Annotated in this window: 14 protein-coding genes; 6 read left to right on the top strand and 8 right to left on the bottom strand. The window is 42.0% G+C overall.

The genetic code is table 11. The features are described from left to right. Positions 1-23: 23 nt before the first annotated feature. The 4 genes from ACIQXP_RS11400 to surE form a co-directional block, all read right to left on the bottom strand. Complete coding sequence (locus tag ACIQXP_RS11400) at positions 24-1,028, bottom strand: LacI family DNA-binding transcriptional regulator (protein ID WP_090981469.1); 1,005 nt, start codon at positions 1,026-1,028, stop codon at positions 24-26. Positions 1,029-1,289: 261 nt separating this feature from the next. Next, a complete protein-coding gene (gene lpxB, locus ACIQXP_RS11395; protein WP_387503837.1) occupies positions 1,290-2,393 on the bottom strand; it encodes a lipid-A-disaccharide synthase in 1,104 nt (367 codons plus the stop codon). Positions 2,394-2,511: 118 nt separating this feature from the next. Beyond that, entirely contained in the window at positions 2,512-2,763 is a 252-nt protein-coding gene (locus ACIQXP_RS11390; RefSeq protein WP_387503836.1) for a stationary phase survival protein SurE, read from the bottom strand. 26 nt (positions 2,764-2,789) lie between these two features. Further along, positions 2,790-3,629, bottom strand: coding sequence for a 5'/3'-nucleotidase SurE (surE, locus tag ACIQXP_RS11385; RefSeq protein ID WP_134204133.1), 840 nt, complete (start codon positions 3,627-3,629; stop codon positions 2,790-2,792). A 221-nt stretch (positions 3,630-3,850) separates the two neighbouring features. Between surE and ACIQXP_RS11380 the strand changes: the two genes are divergently transcribed. Next, positions 3,851-6,784 (top strand): M16 family metallopeptidase, encoded by a 2,934-nt coding sequence (locus ACIQXP_RS11380; RefSeq protein WP_387503835.1) that lies wholly within the window; start codon positions 3,851-3,853, stop codon positions 6,782-6,784. A gap of 715 nt (positions 6,785-7,499) precedes the next feature. Here ACIQXP_RS11380 and ACIQXP_RS11375 read toward each other — a convergent pair. The 4 genes from ACIQXP_RS11375 to ACIQXP_RS11360 all read right to left on the bottom strand — a co-directional run bounded on the left by ACIQXP_RS11375 (position 7,500) and on the right by ACIQXP_RS11360 (position 14,089). Then, complete coding sequence (locus tag ACIQXP_RS11375) at positions 7,500-8,852, bottom strand: RagB/SusD family nutrient uptake outer membrane protein (protein ID WP_387503834.1); 1,353 nt, start codon at positions 8,850-8,852, stop codon at positions 7,500-7,502. Between the two features lie 11 nt (positions 8,853-8,863). Continuing rightward, positions 8,864-12,061 carry a SusC/RagA family TonB-linked outer membrane protein gene (locus ACIQXP_RS11370; protein WP_387503833.1) on the bottom strand — a complete coding sequence of 1,066 codons (3,198 nt, stop codon included), beginning with the start codon at positions 12,059-12,061 and terminating at the stop codon, positions 8,864-8,866. 1 nt (position 12,062) lies between these two features. Next, the gene (locus tag ACIQXP_RS11365) at positions 12,063-13,424 is read right to left on the bottom strand and encodes a TlpA family protein disulfide reductase (RefSeq protein WP_387503832.1); all 1,362 of its coding nucleotides are present in this window, start codon (positions 13,422-13,424) and stop codon (positions 12,063-12,065) included. 365 nt (positions 13,425-13,789) lie between these two features. After that, complete coding sequence (locus ACIQXP_RS11360) at positions 13,790-14,089, bottom strand: hypothetical protein (protein ID WP_387503831.1); 300 nt, start codon at positions 14,087-14,089, stop codon at positions 13,790-13,792. Between the two features lie 777 nt (positions 14,090-14,866). On the opposite strand from ACIQXP_RS11360, the gene ACIQXP_RS11355 reads away from it, so the two are divergent. From ACIQXP_RS11355 to ACIQXP_RS11335, 5 genes are all read left to right on the top strand, one after another. Then, positions 14,867-15,097: a helix-turn-helix domain-containing protein gene (locus ACIQXP_RS11355; RefSeq protein WP_387503830.1), complete on the top strand. Its 231-nt coding sequence runs from the start codon at positions 14,867-14,869 to the stop codon at positions 15,095-15,097. A gap of 269 nt (positions 15,098-15,366) precedes the next feature. Further along, a complete protein-coding gene (locus tag ACIQXP_RS11350) occupies positions 15,367-16,248 on the top strand; it encodes a DUF4747 family protein (protein ID WP_387503829.1) in 882 nt (293 codons plus the stop codon). Between the two features lies 1 nt (position 16,249). Then, the gene (locus ACIQXP_RS11345; protein ID WP_387503828.1) at positions 16,250-16,843 is read left to right on the top strand and encodes a hypothetical protein; all 594 of its coding nucleotides are present in this window, start codon (positions 16,250-16,252) and stop codon (positions 16,841-16,843) included. A 97-nt stretch (positions 16,844-16,940) separates the two neighbouring features. Further along, positions 16,941-17,921 carry a DNA-methyltransferase gene (locus ACIQXP_RS11340; RefSeq protein ID WP_387503827.1) on the top strand — a complete coding sequence of 327 codons (981 nt, stop codon included), beginning with the start codon at positions 16,941-16,943 and terminating at the stop codon, positions 17,919-17,921. Then, positions 17,918-19,459, top strand: a complete 1,542-nt coding sequence (locus ACIQXP_RS11335) for an ATP-binding protein (RefSeq protein ID WP_387503826.1) — start codon at positions 17,918-17,920, stop codon at positions 19,457-19,459. Before ACIQXP_RS11340 ends, ACIQXP_RS11335 begins: the two co-directional genes overlap by 4 nt. Positions 19,460-19,513 lie beyond the last annotated feature (54 nt).

The raw sequence follows: 19,513 nt of genomic DNA, 5'->3' as shown, positions 1-19,513 counted from the left end.
CCTTACCCGAGAAGCATTTTCAATTAATCCCTTAATACCAGGCGGGTGGGGATAATCAGTTCTTCAGCAGGCAATTTGCCTTTTGATGAAAGGCGGTTTAAAATCAGTTTAATAATGGCTTCAGCTATTTCTTCCAGAGGTTGCTGGATGGCTGATATGCGGGGAGTATGCAGTTCAAAAGCTTCATGGTCATCGTAGGCAATTACGGCAAAATCATCGCCTATTTTTTTATCAATCTGCTTAAGCGCTTTTAAGCCACTAATGGCCAGATAATTGGTTACAAACAATACGGCATCCACCTTTTTGTTCTCCAATAATGATTTAATCTGTGCAATGGTTTCGTTTTCTTCCTGGTTAAAATGAATTTTTAATACCAGGTCATCGTCATAAGCAATTCCGTTATCTTCCAGTGCTTTTTTGTAGCCATCGTGGCGTTCTGTAATCTGCGCTACATTGATATCGGTGGTCACCAGAGCAATGTTCTTTTTGCCCTGATCAATAAAACTTTGTATAGATTGGTAAGAGGCGTTAAAATGATCGGCACCCACATAACTGGTGTCAACATCGGGCAAATTTCTGTCGAAAAAAATTACCGGGTTACCGTCATCCAGCAGCATCTGAACATCTTCTTCTATCCCTTTTATCGGAGAGATGATATAGGCATCAACTTTTCGCGATTTGAACAGGTTGATCAGTTCCTTAGCTTTATCAACATTGTTTTCTGTACTGGAATAAATAATTTTATAACCTCTTTTATAGGCTTTATCCTCAATTAACCTGGCAATCCTCGAAAAAAAGGAATTGGAAATATCTTCGATAATCAGGCCAATGATGTTAGAATTGCCCGTTCTTAAACTTCTGGCAATCTGGTTGGGTTTGTAACCGCTTTCTTCGATAATTTTCTTTACTTTCTCAATTACCGCTTCGCTGATCGACTTCTCTTTGGCTTTACCATTGATAATGAATGAAACGGTGGTAATGGATACGTTTGCTTTTACGGCTATATCTTTGATCGAAAGCGATTTCATTTGGTTGGAATTTCTGTAAGTTAATTAATTCAAAGCTAAATAAAAAATGCAGCTTTTAAGTTTTTGCCATTTATAAAGCTGCAATTTAACATTTTTTATATTAATCGTCTCAGAAACGTTTATTAATAATCCAGGTTCTATCCATTATATATGCTAAAAAAATAAACGATCAGTAGCCTGAATAATTTCTTAGGGCAGGTAACCCGGTATTGCCGCGGCCAGCTTTTCCCTTAAGTTCCGCGCCAATTTGCTCAACACGCCTTATTTCAGATAACCGGTAATCAATCCGGCCGTTTTTGCCGAAGCACCCGGTTTCCCCATCAGTAAAAGCAGTTCATCATAATGTTTTAACATCGCCTCCCGTTCTGCTCCTGCTATAATCAAATCAAGTTCTGCCTTTACTTTTTGTGTGTTGCAATCTTCCTGGATCAGTTCGGTAACAATTTTTTTATTTACGATCAGGTTCACCAATGAGATGAACTTAATTTTAACCAATAGCCGTGCAATGGCGATTGAAATGGTACCGCCTTTATAAACCACCACCTGCGGCACTTTAAATAAAGCGGTTTCCAGTGTTGCCGTACCCGAGGCAACAATTGCAGCATGCGCATGGTGCAATAGGTTATAGGTTTGGTTAAAAAGCAGTTTTACTTTTTTATCTCCGGTAAACTGCCGGTAATAGGCTTCGGTAAAGTTTGGGGCAGCGGCAACGGCAAAGGTATAATCAGGATAATTTTCTGTAACGCTCAGCATTACCGGCAACAACCGCTCTATTTCCTGCTTTCTGCTCCCCGGCAACAGGGCAATCATTTTTTCATCTCCCAACTGATGCTTTACGCGGAATTCCGGATCTGGTATAAACTGTGCAATTTCATCCAACAAGGGGTTGCCCACATAATCCACCTTCATGCCCCATTCTTTATAAAAATCCACTTCAAAAGGAAGGATGCAGAACATATGGTCAACAACCTTTTTAATTTTCAGTACCCGTTTCTGGTTCCAGGCCCAAACCTTGGGCGAGATATAATAACATACTTTTATGCCATTGGCTTTTGCAAATTCGGCTATTTTTAAGTTAAAACCCGGAAAATCGATCAAAATCAATACCTCAGGTTTCCATCTCATTATATCTTCCTTACAGGCCTTCAGGTTTTTAAAAATGGTACGCAAATTTAAAACAACCTCGGTAAAACCCATAAAAGCCATATCGGCATAGTGTTTAACCAGTTCTCCCCCTTCGGCTTCCATTTTATCGCCGCCAAAATACCTGAACACCGCTTCGCCATCCACCGCTTTTAAGGCTTTCATTAAATTGGCGCCATGTAAATCGCCTGAGGCTTCGCCGGCTACGAGGTAGTATTTCATAATTTGTGATGTATGATGGAAGATGGACAATGTTGGATGGACGATGGACAATGGAAGATGGAAATTAGCAACTGAATATTCCCCCTCATCCATATTACATTACCCATCTTACCTCTCTTTAAAAAACTTTATACGCAAAAAACACAAAAGCACACAAAAAAGTGGCAGCCAATATGCCCCTGCCAATGTTTTCTTTATTGTATTTAAAAAATGTTTGCATGGTATAAGCGTTTACCGCAATACCACCAATATACAACAGATCGGCTTTGGCCAATGATGCCACATGGTGCATAATGTACCAGGCAATAGCACAGCACATGGCCGGTACCACTAAACCAATGCCCAGGCCAATCCACACTGAATTATTCAATTTTCTTAAGCGCTCCATTATTGCAGCTAACCTAAATTCAGGCCATCGGGTGCACTCACCTTACTGCCAGCAGCTTTCGCATCACGGCCACCTATAAAGTCCCAACTGTTTAAGGCCTGTATGGCGTGGTGCGCCGTTAAATCAAACTGTACCGGCACAACCGAAACATAACCATGCTCCAATGCCCAAACATCGGTATCTTCTCCCTTATCAAAATTTTCGAAAACACCGGTCAGCCAATAGTAGGGGCGTTTGTAAGGGTCGGTCCGCTCATCAAATTCTTCCATCCATTTGGCATTGGCCTGGCGGCAAACCTTAACACCCTTTAAGTGTTCACCCTTCGGAAAATTCACATTTAAAAGGGTACCTGCCGGCAAACCGTTGGCCAAAACCTGCTCACAAATATTTTTAATGTATTTTTTGGTATGGCTAAAATCGGCATCGGCTGCAAAATCATCGAGCGAAAAACCAATGGATGGAATTTTTTCGATCGCCCCCTCTACCGCTGCCGACATGGTGCCAGAGTACAGTACATTAATGGAATTATTTAAGCCATGGTTAATGCCCGAAACGCATAAATCGGGTTTTTTTCCCTTAAAAATCTTGTTTACGGCAAGTTTAACACAATCAACCGGGGTGCCGCTGCACTTGTACATCTCTACCCCACCGTAAAGGTCAACCTTATCAAAACGGATCGGTTTGCCTATGGTAATGGCATGTCCCATCCCGCTCTGCGGGCTATCGGGCGCCACCACTACTACATTGCCCAGTTCCTGCATCACTTCCATCAGGTTTTTTATTCCCGTAGCGGTAATCCCGTCGTCATTTACCACTAAAATAGTTGGTTTTGTGCCGTGTTTTGTCATGCCGGTAAAAATACAGATTATAATTTCAAGGCACAATAAACCGACATTTATCTGCTAAAACAATTTACCCCTGGCTTTTTAGTTTCTAATCAAAATTATTTCTTTCCCTGCAATAAAGCCATTATATTTGAACAAATAACTTATTAAAAATGAATGCTGTATTTAACCCCGGCCGTAAAGCCTCAAATACTTATTCATTGTCATAAACCAAAAACAAATCAATGAAATTTAAATTATTTACTTTGGCTTGTTTTCTCATTACGGGTGCAGCGGCCATGGCGCAAACCACCTACCAATGGAAAACAGGAACCTCTGGTGGTTACAGTTACAAATATGTAACCAACGATCCGACCAAAACACGTTTTTATACCTTAAAAAACGGTTTAACGGTTATCTTATCACAAAACAACAAAGAGCCTAATATTACCTACAAAATGGCCGTAAGGGCGGGCAGCAATACCGATCCGCGTACCAACACCGGCCTGGCCCACTACCTGGAGCACCTGCTGTTTAAAGGAACCGATAAGTTCGGCACCATGAATTATGCCAAAGAGAAACCGCTTTTAGATAAGATCGAAGCCCTTTACGAAACCTATACCAAAACCACCGATCCGGCCAAACGTAAAGAGATTTATAAAGAGATTGATAAAACCTCGGGCGAGGCTTCCAATTATTCTATCGCCAATGAATACGATAAAATGATGAAATCAATCGGCAGTAACTCTACCAATGCCCATACCTCGGTAGAAGAAACTGTTTACGAAGAAGACCTTCCATCAAACGCCATTGATAAATTCCTGGCCGTACAGGCAGAGCGTTTCCGCGCGCCGGTTTTCCGTATCTTCCATACCGAGCTAGAAGCGGTTTACGAAGAAAAAAACATCGGTATGGATAATGATGGCCGTAAAATGTACGAGAAAATGCTGTATGCCCTTTTTCCAACCCATAACTACGGGCAACAAACCACCATTGGTACCATTGAGCATTTAAAAAACCCGTCATTGGTCGAAATCAGAAAATATTACAACAAATATTATGTGCCTAACAACATGGCGCTGATTATGAGCGGCGATATCAATTACGATCAGCTGATCAAAAAAATCGATAAGGATTTTGCCTACATGGTTCCTAAACCGCTTGCCCTTTACAACCCGGCGCCTGAGAAACCTTTAACACAGGTGCAAAAGGTTGATATTTACGGTCCAAGTGCAGAAAACCTGTATATTGCCTACAGGGGTTTTGCCCAAAATACCCGCCAGAGTTTACTGCTGGATCTGATCGGAAGCATCTTATCAAACGGCAAAGCAGGTTTAATGGATATCAACATCAACAAACAACAAAAAATGTTGCGTGCTGGTGCGGGTTACAACTCCATGAAAGATTATGGCATGTTCATTTTATCGGGGTCGCCAAAAGCCGGACAAAGTTTGGAAGAAGCACAAAAATTATTGTTAGAGCAGGTAGAATTGCTTAAAAAAGGCGAGTTTGACGAAAGCCTGATCAAAGCTACCGTAGCCAATATCAAGTTTGCCGAATTACAGGGTTTTGATAATAACGATGTACGCGCCAACGCCACCATGAATGCCTTTATCTTAAACCGCGGTACCGAGTGGGATAAAATGCTCGCCTCAACCGATGATATGGGCAAAGTAACCAAAAAAGAAATTGTAGATTTTGCCAATAAATTTTTCATCAATAACTATGTAGTGGTTTTAAAACACAAGGGTGAAGATAAAAGCATCATCAAGGTAGAAAAACCGGCCATTACCGCGGTAAAAACCAATACAAACGAAGTTTCGCCATTTACCAAAAGCATTATTGATGCGCCGGTAAAACCTATTGCCCCTAAGTTTTTAGATTATAGCAAAGACCTTAATTTTGGTAAAGCCGGTATTGCTGATGTAATTGCCATCCAAAACACCGAAAATGGTATTTTCCGCATGAGTTACCGTTTCGATATGGGTTCTTACAACTACAAATTGTTGCCTTACGCAGCACAATACTTATCTTTTCTAAGTACCGATAAATATTCGGCTGAAGAGATCAGCAAGGCCTTTTATAACATTGCCTGCAGCTACAGCCTTAATGTTGGTAATGATGTAACCACGGTTTCCATTACCGGTTTACAGGAAAATTTCGATAAAGCAGTAGCTTTGGTTGAAGATGTGCTGGCCCATTGCAAACCAAACGAAAAAGCTTTGGAAGATTTAAAAGGCCGTTTGTTAAAATCGAGAGAGAATGCCAAACTCAATAAATCATCCATCCTGGGCGGTTTAATGAGTTATGCACAATACGGTGCCGATAATCCTTTCAATTACGGCTTAACCAATGATGAGATTAAAAACATGAAATCGGCTGATCTGATTTACCTGTTGCATAACCTTACCAATTACAAACACACCATTACCTATTACGGCCCTAAAACGCTAACGGCATTTTCTGCCGATATTGTAAAAGCCCACCCATTGGCCAAAGAGTTTACTGATGCCGCGCCGATCAAAAAATTTGCCTATACCAAAACCGATTCGAACAAAGTTTACTTTGCCGATTACGATATGGTACAGGCCGAAATCCGCTGGATACGCAACAGCGGTTTGTACGATCCGGCCAATGCCGCTAAAATTGCTTTGTTCAACAATTATTTTGGTGGTGGCATGGGTTCGATTGTATTCCAAACCATCCGCGAATCTAAAGCCCTGGCTTATTCTACCTTTGCGGTATATTCATCGCCAAACAGTAAAGATAAAGAGAATACCATTGTGGCTTACGTAGGTACACAGGCCGATAAAATGAACGAGGCCGTAGCCGGTATGAATGATCTGTTAACCACCTTACCAGAGTCTGATAAATCATTCGCCCTATCAAAAGCCAACTCTTTAAACGGCATCGAAACCAGCCGCATCACTAAAGATGATATCATTGCCAGCTACCTGGCCGATAAAAAACTAGGTTTCGATCACGATTCGCGCATGGATGAGTACGCCAACCTTAAACCGCTTACTTTTGCCGATATCAAATCGTTCCACCAGGGCAACCTTTCGGGCAAACCTTACAACTATTGTATCGTAGCTTCCGAAAAGAAAATCAACATGGCCGATGTAGCCAAATTTGGCCCGGTAACCAAATTAACCTTAGAGCAGATTTTTGGATACTAGGAAGGTTGAAGGTAGTAAGGTAGAGGGTTGAAGGTAAAACCCAAAGCTGAAACAGTAAAGCTGAAAGGCTAAAGCTTAATAATTAAAGCGGTTCCCGGAAACGGGGATCGCTTTTTTTGTTGGGTTTTATGTTAAAGGAAGGTTTGTTGTAACCATTATACGGGCCCCGATTTACTGTGCTAATCAATCTTAATGGCGAGATAACGTCCTGGCTAATTTAATTGCCGTAAGCAAATGCACACGCCAAAGCGCTAAATTGAGCGCCTGCCAACCGTAGCGGGCAAGGCCAACAGCAGGCACAGGCAAGCAGCCTGCTTTGGGGCAACATCACCATAAACACGCTAAATGTTTACCCTGAACAAACCCATTGTTTACCTTTTAGGTAAGCAATGGGTAACCAATAGGTAAAGAATAGGTAACCAAAGGGTAAACAATAGGTAAGCAAAGGGTAACCAACAGGTAAGCAAGGGGTAAGCTTGGTACCAGCAAAGGGTAAATGTCCTATACAACAGGTAAAGCGGGGGTAAACAAATCCGGCACTTTTATTCATAAATCTGGTTATCCATCAGGGTTGCTGATCCGGCAAGCTGAAAGATTTACCGGGCGCATTAAGGATATCTAGGGCAGCAAGACACCGATAGAATGAATGCCGCGCCTTCCCAGCGCGCACTTTAAGTAAATAAGGGCCTGGTTAAAGTAACCGGGCCCTTTGTTTTTACCGCTCGTTCTGGGGCATACCCGTTAGGGCAATAATATCTTCAGGCAGTGGCAGCGCGTAGCGTTTGTCATTTGGTGTTAAGGTATAATCAATCCCGCCTATGGTTCGCTTCAGCACAATATTTCCACCACCGGCATTTAAACGTTTAATATCCATCCACCGCAACCCCCGCATTACCAGCTCTTTCCTTCTTTCGCTTAGCACCATGTTCAAGGCAGTCGCTTTGTCGCTGGCCACCAAAGGCACAAATGTTCCGGTTTTAAACCTGGCCACCAAAAGTTTGTTCAGCGTTTGCATACCCAGCGCTGTTTTTCCGTTCCTCACCTGGCACTCGGCCAGGGTAAGGTACATTTCATCAGTAGCCAGGCCAAAGAAAAGCGCGGGCTGGAAATAGGTGCCTTTAAAATAAGAAGCGCTACCGCTCTGCAGATAAAATACCTGCTTCCTCAAATCATTAGCCTGGTAGGCTTGCAAAAGCTCAGGCATCATCTTCGCCCTGGTATTGGTGAGTATGGTTGGCGGTGGAGAAAAGGTGCTAAAAAGTACTTCAGGATTAAAAAGTGCTACCGGATAAGAGGCTGCCACATTGAGTTGATTATAATCCAAAAGCGATGCATTGATGCGCAGGCAGGAATCAGCATAATTTTCGGCTGCCGGGTAATCGCCCACATATAAAAAGGCGCGCGCCAAAAGCCCGTAGGCTGCTGCCTTTGATGGCCGCGTGGCGCTCAGGGCTTTTTCCGGCAAAAGTGGTACCGCAGCTTTAAGATCGGCCAGCACCTTTTGGTAACCTTCCTGTACGGTAGCCCGGGTAGACGGCGTATTAAAATCGGCACGGGGCCGCAACGGGATACCGAGGTCTGTCGCCGAAGAAATCTGGTAGGCTTTTGCCCAAAGGCCCAGCCCCTGCAAAAAGCATTTGGACCTGTACACCAGTGCCTGCCCTTTTACATTGTTAAATGCGGCATCCCGGGCCATAGCAGAGGCTTCCAGCCCTTCCAGTACGGCATTGCAGGCATATACCGCTTTGTACAGGTAGGCCCAATCGTTACTTCCCGGTTCAAAGAGGTCATCCTTTTGCCAGCTGTACATCCTGCGTTCATACTCGCCTGGCAGCGCCGCAAGGTCGGCATCGGTAAGGTAGTAGTCATCGGCCGATATTTCTGCCGACACCAGATCTTTAGCGGTAAGCACCCCGAAATTATCCATCAGCGCCTGAAAATCGGCCAGTGTGGAGGAGATCACCAGGCGCTGGTCGGGCTTTTCATCCAAAAGTTTTTGGCAACCTAAAATTCCGGCAGCAAAAAGAGTTAGCAGAAGCCAAAATCCAAAGTGGTTTGTCTTTTTCATGTTCATATATTTTAAAGGCCCGCCCTTAAGCCAAAAGCCAGGGTTTGGCCCGGAGGTAAGTTAAAGCCACTGGTTACATATTCAGGATCGAGGTGGTGTTTGTTTGCCCGGTAAATGATGCCCACATTGGCCAGGTTGACAAATACATTTAATGTTTTTAAGCCGGTCTTTTTTGCAATAGCCTTTCCGACCGCATAATCAAGGTTGATGTACTGTATGCGGATATGGTCGCCCTTATCAATCAGTTCTTCAGAAAAGCGGTAAAAAGATTCCCTGCTGCCTGATAACGGATAGGGCATGGAGGGCACCTGGGTAAAGGCCTCATCTCCCGGATTTTTCCAGCGGCTGCCAAAATCGGCATGACCGCTGCCGTTGGCAAACAGGTTGGTATAATCAATCCCCTTGCGCCTGAAATAATAACCAAACTTAAAGCTGAGCGCTACCGAAAGGGTAAAACCTTTAAAACCAAAATCGTTAACCATATTGCCAAAATAACGGGGCAGCGCCGGGCCGTGGAATACCAGGTCGGTCAGTTTGGTACCACTGATGATACTGCTGTAGGCCTTGCTGGGCTGTCCGTTCAAAAAGCCCATCGGTTCGCCGGTTGCCCCATCAAGGCCCGCCCAGCGGTAGGAGAAAATGGAATATACGGGCAAGCCCTCTACACCCGATACCGTGGCATTGGCCTGCAAAAAATTGCTGCCCTGTACCGATGGCAGGTAATACCTGGCTACCTGATCTTTATACACCGAAAGGTTAAACGTGCTGCCCCAGCTCAAGCTGCCCTGCAACACCCGGCCGTTCAGTTGCAAATCTAAACCCCTGCCTTTAATTTCGGCAACGTTGCGGAGTACCGTTGTGCCCACCCCGGTGGTATAATCGATGGGGTAAATGCCGAACAGATCGGAAGCGTGTTTTTGATAATACTCTACACTGCCCGAGAGCCTGGCTTCGAACAAACTAAAATCAAGCGCCACATTCAGCATCCGTACCGTTTCCCAGCGCAGCTCAGGGTTGGCATATTTATCAAAAATGGCATAAGGCGTTTGCGTATAGGGCGAGTTAACCTGGTAACGGATGGTATTCACCCCGCTCATAGAGGGATCGGCATTGCCGCTGAAACCCAGGGTAGACCTTAATTTCAGCTGATCTACAAAACCAACTTTAAAAAAAGGCATCTTCGTGATATCCCAGCCCAGGCCTGCACTCCATAAAGGTTTCCATTTATCGTTGGTGGCTACCCCGAACAGGTTAGAAGCATCGGCCCTGGCACTGGCCGAAAGCGTGTAGGCATCTTTAAAGGTATAGGCCAGGTTTACAAACTGCGAAAAATAGTTATTGGCCGATTGGCTTAAACCGTTGCCATCAGGAATATAGGCGGCACTTCCGGTAACCGAGTTGGGAAAAGTACGGGTATAATCAACCGCCCCGGTATTTAGTTTATCGGTATCTACACCGTACATCCTGCCCGATGCACCTGTTGATTGGGCCTTCCTCCATTCTACCCCCACCAAAGCATCCAACCGGTGCGAAGGCCAGGCCCGGTTATAATCAAGCTGCCCCCGGTACTGCTCCGACCGCAACCTGCCCTCGTTCCTGTCCAGAATGGCACCTACGGGGATTGGATAAGTTACCACACCACCGGTGCTTACCTGCGCAAAACTGTTGATCAGGTTGCGGGTATAATAACTGCCTAAGCCTTGCAAAATCTCCCGGTTGGTGCGCTGCTCTTCTATATTGTATTTCAGCGTTGCTTTAAAACCCAACGGCAGTTTATAACCGAGGTCGAAACCGGCCATCAGGTCGGTAAGCCGGGTTACATTATCGGTATACTGATTATCCAGCAACGGATAGTACGACCAATCTAACAGCTGCGCCACCGCAGGCGAAGCCAGGTAGGTAGCCCTGTAATTCTTGGTAATGGGCAAAGGGTTTCCGCTGGCATCGGCAAAGGCCGCATATGGGTAAAGTGAGGTGGTACTGGTTATGCCGCCAATGCCCGGCCGGCCAGCTGTAACCTTGCCGCCCGTATAACTGAATACCGTACTTAAATTCAGGTTGCGCAACAACGTAAAACTGTTGCTCAGCCTAAGGTTCTGCCTGGCGTTAGCCCCATCCAGGTTATCTGCGTTGTGGTTGTAACCTGATGAAATGAGCCAGGCATGCTTTTCGCTCCCGCCCGATAGCGAAAGTGCGTATTGCTGGTTAATACCTGTTTTATAGAGGTAACGCTCAAAATCATCATACACATCCTGCGCGGCAAAACCTGCCTTTGCCTGCAATAAATCGGCAGTTGAAAGTTTGCCTGCCGCATTTAAAATCAAGAGCTCCACAAAAGGCGTTAAGGCGGGTTTCTGGCTGGAATTGATCTGACTGGTATAATAACCTTTGCCATATAAAAACTGCTCCACATCAAGCGCATCGGCTGATGAAATGCGCTGCTCGTAACGCAGATCGGGCTTTTGCACAAAAGCTATATTGCCCGAAAAGCTGACCGATAACGGACTGTTCTTTTTGCTTTTTTTGGTGGTAATCACAATTACCCCGTTCCCGGCGCGGGTACCCCATATCGAGGCCGCCGCGGCATCCTTTAAAACCGTGATGCTCTCTACATCTTCGGGATTGATATTGGCCAGGTCACCCGCATAAGGAAAATCATCCACCACAACCAGCGGATCGCGCGGCCCACGGATGGTGCTGGTACCCCGGATGGTAAACTTACCTGTGGCCGAGGTAGTACGATCGAAGGTGAGCCCGTTGCCAATGGCCTCTAAGCGATCGAGGATGTTTTTGCCCACCTGCTGATCGAGCCTGGCCTTATCCAGTTTGTCAAAAGATCCGGTGGCGCGTGTCCGGTCCAGCACCTGGTAACCCGTGCTTACGGTAACCTCGCTCAGCTGGTGATCGGCAGGTAACAGCCTGGCCATAAATGCCTGCTTTAAAGGAATGGTGACGGTAGCAGAATAGGTTTTAAAACCTACCGAACTGGCTACCAAACGGTAAGTACCGGCAGGCAACCTGAGCGAAAACATCCCCCTTGCATCTGTTTGGGTTTTATATGCTTTACCATCAGCCCCGGTCAGTTCAATATTCGAAGGAACGCCGGTACTATCTGCAGCACTTAATATTGTGCCGGTAAAGCTTTGCTGCCCAAAGGTGATTATTGGGCAGAAGCCGAAAAATAATATCAGTATATAGATGTTCTTCATTTTAATGGTTTAGTGTTTGGTTTGGCTGGTCGGTGATCAGCATCATGGTTATTTTTTTCCTTGCTGTGCTTAGGCGCAGGCCATATTGTAAAAGCCCGGCATTTACCTCCTGCAGGTTGCCCGTTAAAGGGATGCTGATGGATAAACGCCCACTGATCCCGGTTTTGTTGATCACCGGCAGCCTGTTCCAGGCCAGGTTTTCTAAATGATCTACGAGTGCCTCGGCGGTTACGTTTTTTAAGTTTATTCCCCCTTGCCGGGCAGCGCCCTGATCTAAAATTGTGCCACCGCCATTGTTTAAAGTAGTACATACGGCACCGTATCGCTCCAGCACAAGGCAATCGGTTTCTTCGGTTTTAAAAGTGGCTTTGTATGGTGAATAGGTATTCAGGTCGGCCAGCATCATGGGGTACAATTTCCCCGATAAACGTTCGGGCACCACAAATTCATAATTGTAGCTATCGTGTATAAAAGCCGCCGAATCGGCTCCAGTATACCGGAGCTGTTGATCGGAAAAGCGCTGGCCCGCTGCGCGTTGCAAAACCCTGCCAATGGCACTATAAAGGCTGGAGAAGTTGGTATTGGTAAAGGCACGACCTACCAACGTACCTGATTTAACTTTCCTGAACTGCGTACCACTAGCCAGGCCGGAAACCCGCCCTTTTGTGAGCAGGCTGTACATTTGCAAACCTTCGGTTGGGAAATCGGCTGAGCTGAACAAAGGCAAAGCCGGGTCGATGTTCTTTTTATTAACGAAGCTACTACCCCCGCCTGCCATTGCCTTTAACAGTTTAGCTTCCTCCAGTTCTTCCTCACCGGTGATGGCCAGTACCTTACCATCTTTGCCAATCCATACATAGTGGGGTATGGTGCGGTGTAGGAAAAAATTGTTCAGCAGCGTATCGGCCACAATAGCAGTAAGGGCTTCACCCTGTTCGTCTTTCCTTTTTTGCAGAAACGCAGTTGCTTTGGCTACAGGTTCGTTATTTACCAGAATGATCTGCAGATCGTCTTGGTATTTTTGTTGCAGCACCTGCATTTTCGCAAAACTGGTTATGCAGGGCACACAATAGGTTGCCCAAAAATCGAGCAGGATCAGCTTGCCGCGGTAGCGGTTTAAGGTGACTGAAGTATTTTTGCCTTCATCAGGCATACCGCCCGAAAAAACAAAATGGCTGCTTTGCCAGATGGCTTCAGGAACGGCCCCGCCAACGGCTATGCCGCTGGCCGGCCTGGCTTCCTGTGCTGCAGCCCTATTTGCGGTCAGGGCCGTAAACAGCATCAAAACGGTAAATATTTTTAAAATGCTATGGTAAATATGAAGGCATAACCTTCCTGAGATAGCCATTGTAGATTGGTTCATAAGTTTGGGTAATTTGATCAGTAAAAAAGAACCTGTCTCAAAATAACAGATTCAGAAATAGCAAAAGAATTAAATTTGGCGATGTCGTCATGCTCAGCTTGACTGGGCATCTTAATGCTTTGGTAGGGAATATTTAGTTGCCGTTCTATAGCATTAAGATTCCCGTTTTCACGGGAATGACGCCCTTTCAAAATATTATGCTGCCAAAAATCTACAAAATGATTTCTGAGACAGGCTCCTAAAAAGCAAATGCAGGGGACGGAATTATTTACATCATTAAAAAACCTATTTTAGCCCCCTGCACCGCCAAAACCTATACGGGGTTTTTCGGCTTCAAGGCATACAGCCGATCGAAAGGGTAACAACTACTTACCATCATGCCCCACCCCTTCCTGCCCGGTTAAATAATAATACACCAAAAAATTGAGGTTACAGTTAAACCCCCAGGCTTTATTTCCATAAAAAGTACAGAAACAGGTCAAATCATCAGGCACTGGCTTCCCGCCTTGTGGATGCTGCGATACCTGTTCAACCCTACTTTTCTCCGCCACAACCTGTTGATGCCCGCCGGCACTTGCCAGCCAAATGCTCCATACGGCAAAGGGGCTGTACAAAAAAGCCCAGCAGAGGAAAAAAAGCGGCAGGTAACGGTTATTGGCGGTCATGGCAAATGGTTTTTTGGCGTAAAAAGAATTAAGCATCAGAAGCAGAACGCTCCCTTTACTTAAAAAGAATGCAAAAACCAGCCCCTCTGCCTAAATTTAGGCAGATACGGGAACCCGTATTGCGAATTAGAAAAAAGTTACTTACCTTGGGAATGCGAATATCCACAGTAATGCACCCTTGCCTAAAAAGCAATAAAGGGCTGGCACCAGGCTAAATTAACCCACCGGGAATACGTGCTCTCACACCAACCCCTTTTTTATCGGGCTATTTTATACCTGTAATTCCGGCACTGGCATTACGATGGAGAACAGATCACGTTCTTTAATAGTAGTTGAAGGGAATACGCTTTGATCACCTCCTTGAAGTGACAAAAGTTGATGGCGGTTAATTTGTTCGTTTTCATAAACGGTAGTTTTATGTAAAACGATGCGGACTCAAAAAAGCAGAAGGAAACCAGATTGGCGAGAACCAATAAGGCGAACTTCAACGCTTTTGATAGAGGTACCGTCAAGAACCACTCAAGCCTGAGCCCAAGTTTCACAAAAGACTAACATGAAGTCCGCCCTATTGAATATAAGATATCACGAAGATAACAAAATCCAATAGATACGGCGAACTCACGGTCGGCTCATGTGAAATTTTGACGGTTTTCTATCATGAGTGACATCGTAAAAAGCAGGCAAAAACCCGCTCCTATTTGTCGCTATAAATAACTGATAGCAAATGTAATAATAAAAATTAAATGTTGCAATAGTCCAACAAAATATTTTAATAAATTGGAAAAGCACGAGAAGATATTCGGCCTTGTGGGCTTAAATATTAAAGCATATAGAAAGAAAGCAGGTTTAACACAGCAAGAGTTAGCAGATAAGTTTGCTGGCGATCGTTCTAAAATTAGCCTTATAGAAAATGGTAAAGAAAATTTTATGTTTTCAACGTTATTGGATATAGCAGATGGTTTAAATGTAGATGTAAAAAAGTTTTTTATGCCGATTAAGAAAGATTAAATGCTTTTCTAACTGGCAATGGAAGCAAGATAACAAGCTGCAAGAAAGGTTAATAAAAGTAACATGACAATAGCAATTTGTCCCCATGAGTAATACTGATGGTTTTCTTTCAGGATAATGAGAGATAGCATGTTCGAAAGGCCTTTTCTTAAGTTTTCCATGGTAGTAATTAAATGCAATACAGAGAATACTATATTCTAATAAAACTTACAAATTATAAGCACTTAAAAAACAATAAGTTAAATTAATAAATCTAAATTAGTATCGCTATGGGAAACCTAGACAAAGTACGACCTCATGCTTTTTTCACTATTAATATTAAGTTAAGAAAGCACAACAATAAACGAGATGCTACTGCAGAAGAATATGCAAGCTTAATAAAGAAGGTTCACAAAAAGAAAATTCATAAACCTTCTTCGCCGGGAAAACATTGTATTATACAGTACTTAAGAGAAGTAAAAGATAACAAAGGAAAAATTGATTACTTATATGGGAGGCTTACCCAGTTTACTTATTTTGAAAATAAAAATTGGTTTGACTTATCTACTTTAGATTTCGATAAACAATTTCAACTTCGTGATGGATTATTTCCGGATGCCGCTGATGCTGACTTTATTTTCGACCCCTATACTCATAAATTCGCCTATATTAAAAAATCTAACATATCTATATCACCTTACCCCGTCCGTACTTTCTGGGAAGAGGCTTTGAATGCAGCAAAAGATGATAATGAATTTATTCACGTCGATGTCGTAACGGGTGATGATTTTCAAAAACTTCTAGTTGAAGCTAGGCAAATAAGGAGACTAGAGATAGACCTAAACTATTCTAACTCAGGAATTGGATCTATCACAAAAGAGCTTCTGGACGAGTCACTTAAAAATGCAAATCCCAAAAGTGCGTCATTTGTTATCGTAGCAAAACCTAATGAAAGTTTACAAATTAAAAATAGTGAAATTCTGCAGGGGGCACTAGAACTTGCAAGGGAAGATGGAGATGCCAATGCAAAAGTAATTGATAACAATGGAAATTTGGTAGATATAAGTACAAGGAATTATCCTAGAAAAGATTTTTTCCAGTCAAATATTTTATTAATATGGGATAATTTTATTGAAAAAGCTCGCCAGTTATGGCCTAAAATCATTAATTAATATGGAAGTAGGTTGGAAACAGATTTGGGCATTATATGGCTGGAAAGAACTTCTCAGCAAAAGGAATAAACTTTTTTATTTTTCTGTGTCAGCTAGTTTGATTGCAATAATCACTCTCAACATAGCAAAAAGCTCCACGTTTAAACTAATTGAGAACTTGGCAAACATAAGTAACTCAATAATGCCGACACTACTTGGTTTTAATCTAGGTGCATACGCTCTAATTATTGGCTTCCTATCTAATAAACGACTACTAGAGGCACTCGTGAAAAAAGATGATACAAGTCGCTTTGATAGATTGCAAAAAATAAGCGGGGTATTTGCTATGAATATTATTGTTCAAGCCTTCACACTTTTATGTTCTTTTTTAATAAAAATTTTTATTGATTTAGAAATATCAAGTTTTGATTTTAGTCTATATAACAAGCAAGCTTCTGATATATTTAATATTATTATTTTTTTTCTTATTTTCTTTTTTACACTATATTCTGTAGTTCTTCTAATTCAGAATGCAATCAATATTTTCGATTTTAGTCAACTTTTTTCACATTTTGCAACTAGGGAAGAAAATACAATCGAAAAACAAGATGAATAAGATTACCGAAGAGTAAATTAAGGAACAATATATAAGCTTCGAAATGTTAGTTAGCTCACCTTAGGTAATTAAGAGCGACAAATCAAATCCATCCATATTGAAAACATATAAATCGAATAAAGGAATCTTAATACAAGGTAATTCAATTGACCTATTAACCAATTGTGCCGAACTAGATCATTTAAAAGGAAAAGTAAACTTAATCGTTACTTCCCCGCCATTCCCCTTAAATAACAAAAAGCAATACGGTAACGAAAAAGGAGAAGAATATAAAGACTGGTTTATAAAACTAGCCCCTATATTTTCTGATCTTTTAGCTGAAGATGGTTCTTTAGTAATTGAAATTGGTAATGCATGGGAGCCTGATAGGCCTGTGCAATCGCTATTGCATCTCGAATGTCTTTTTGGCCTTGTAAAACATCCTGAAGCCAACTTAAGACTAATACAAGAATTTATTTGCTACAACCCTTCAAAACTGCCATCCCCAGCGCAATGGGTTACTGTAAATAGATTTAGAACAGTAGATAGTTACACACATGTATGGTGGATTGCGAAAAATGATTTTCCAAAAGCTGACAACAGTAAGGTATTACGTCCCTATAGCAAAAGTATGGAGAAGTTACTTAAAACTCAGAAATATAACGCTGGTAAAAGGCCTTCAGAACATCATATAAGCGAGGAAGGTTTTTTGAAAGATAATGGCGGTAGCATTGCTCATAATTTTTTCGAAATGGAAAATCTGGATAAAAAGCGAGATGTGAGATTACCACACAGTGTATTAAGTTTCTCGAATACAAACTCTAACGACTACTTTCTGAAAACATGCAGGAGTAAAGGTATAATACCACACCCTGCTAGAATGTCTGGGGGCCTAATAAACTTCTTCACGCAGTTTTTAACTCACGAAAATGATTTAATATTAGATCCATTTTCTGGCAGCAATACAACTGGTTACTGTGCGGAGAAATTAAATCGCAAATGGATTTCATTTGAAATAAAAGCCGATTACATAGAACAAGCTATTGTTAGGTTTAGTGAACCCGATTTAAAATCACCTCTCAAAAAAATGAAAGTATGAAAACAACAGATAGAATAAAACAGCTTACATCTGTAGATCCTTTAAAACAAGGAAAACAGCCAGACCTTTTTGTAGGGCATCCTTTTTCACTTGATTACAACAAAGCTAATATTCTAGTCTGTGATGATGATAAGGAAAGAGTGAAAGGAATAGCACAAGGAACTTTTCTACTTGCATTTTATGATAATGAAGAAACTGTTGAAGAAGCAATTCTTTTAAGAGCTTTGGCACCAGCTAAATTACCCACAGACAGTGCTATGATTAGCTCTATGATAGAATACTATAAAGACAATTTACCTACTTCTGGTAAAAGCTCTAAATTGGATGATTTTACACGTTATGAATTTAGTTTTTCAGGACTAGAATGTCGTGTGTTAGGAACATTTTATAGAAATGGAAATAGTATTGAATTTGGTGCGGACTTGGAGAATTTTTACTCCGCTCATCATTATAGTGTTTATAAAGTCAATAAAGATGTTTTAGGATACATTGTTAACCAGAGAGATTCTCCGGACATTATTCCTGGTAACGATAATGAATTTTCTATTGGACATGTACGATATAGCTCTAGCCTAAGATTTCAAAGCAAAAATGAAGAAGACAAAGCAGAGGTTTATATTCATCCAGCTGACCTCCTTGGTAAGAGAACTGCTCTTTTTGGAATGACCAGAACAGGTAAGTCTAATACTGTTAAAAAGGTTATTGAAGCAACATCGCAAATATCGAGTAAAGCAACGGCAACATTACCTTCTAAATCTCCTAATACTATCGAGGAAAATCTAAAATCATTTGACACTAATGGTGCTCCTAAATATCCAGTAGGTCAGTTAATTTTTGATGTGAATGGAGAGTATGCAAATAAAAATTTACAGGATGAAGGAACTGCAATATTTGAAAAGTATAAAACCAATACCGTTCGATACAGTATTTTGGAAAAAAGCGATGCAGATTTTAAAATAATGAAAGTAAATTTCTACAAGGATATTGTAACTGGTTTTAGTTATATCTGTGCTTCTTTAGAAGATGAAAAAGGAGATTATATAACAAGTCTCAAAGTTTTAGACTTTACTCCTCCACTTCTTGATAATGAACATTTTCACGAATGGACAAGGTACAATAAAAATAAGGCTATATATTTCTGCTGTCTGAATAAAGCAGGTTTTAATCCTTCAACAAATTTTACAGTAAAATTTAAAGCTGATGCAACAATAAAAAAATTAGTGTCAGAAAAATACAAAGAGCTAGATATTGAGAAAGGAGTTTCTTTAGATGAAGCAGAAAGTTGGTTTTTATGTGCATGGGAAAATATAAACGATAAAGTTTTTACAGATTATAAAAAAGACAACGGTAAAGACTGGTTTTCGGATGAAATGAAATCACTTATGATCTTTCTCACTCAAAAAAAGGATGGTCGTTCAGTAAGTGGATTTGATAAATTCAAAAAAGTAGCAAAAATGCATACAAATACAACCGACAACTCTTTTGAAGTTGATATATTGGATAAACCGCTTCAAATTGACCCCTCTTCGCCACTTTAAAAAGCCCCCCTTTGCCGAGTTAATTTGATAAGGTCCGCCAAAGCAAAGAGACCC

This window comes from Pedobacter suwonensis, assembly GCF_044762335.1.
In the GTDB taxonomy this organism is placed as follows: Bacteria; Bacteroidota; Bacteroidia; order Sphingobacteriales; family Sphingobacteriaceae; genus Pedobacter.
This window is presented reverse-complemented; position numbering and strand designations above follow the sequence as displayed.

Excerpts from the sequence above, each read along its gene's own strand:
- ACIQXP_RS11365 (WP_387503832.1), bottom strand. The coding sequence starts at position 13,424 with ATGAACCAATCTACAATGGCTATCTCAGGAAGGTTATGCCTTCATATT.
- surE (WP_134204133.1), bottom strand. The coding sequence starts at position 3,629 with ATGACAAAACACGGCACAAAACCAACTATTTTAGTGGTAAATGACGAC.
- ACIQXP_RS11400 (WP_090981469.1), bottom strand. The coding sequence starts at position 1,028 with ATGAAATCGCTTTCGATCAAAGATATAGCCGTAAAAGCAAACGTATCC.
- ACIQXP_RS11345 (WP_387503828.1), top strand. The coding sequence starts at position 16,250 with ATGGAAGTAGGTTGGAAACAGATTTGGGCATTATATGGCTGGAAAGAA.
- ACIQXP_RS11350 (WP_387503829.1), top strand. The coding sequence starts at position 15,367 with ATGGGAAACCTAGACAAAGTACGACCTCATGCTTTTTTCACTATTAAT.
- ACIQXP_RS11380 (WP_387503835.1), top strand. The coding sequence starts at position 3,851 with ATGAAATTTAAATTATTTACTTTGGCTTGTTTTCTCATTACGGGTGCA.
- ACIQXP_RS11360 (WP_387503831.1), bottom strand. The coding sequence starts at position 14,089 with ATGACCGCCAATAACCGTTACCTGCCGCTTTTTTTCCTCTGCTGGGCT.
- ACIQXP_RS11370 (WP_387503833.1), bottom strand. The coding sequence starts at position 12,061 with ATGAAGAACATCTATATACTGATATTATTTTTCGGCTTCTGCCCAATA.
- ACIQXP_RS11375 (WP_387503834.1), bottom strand. The coding sequence starts at position 8,852 with ATGAAAAAGACAAACCACTTTGGATTTTGGCTTCTGCTAACTCTTTTT.
- ACIQXP_RS11335 (WP_387503826.1), top strand. The coding sequence starts at position 17,918 with ATGAAAACAACAGATAGAATAAAACAGCTTACATCTGTAGATCCTTTA.
- lpxB (WP_387503837.1), bottom strand. The coding sequence starts at position 2,393 with ATGAAATACTACCTCGTAGCCGGCGAAGCCTCAGGCGATTTACATGGC.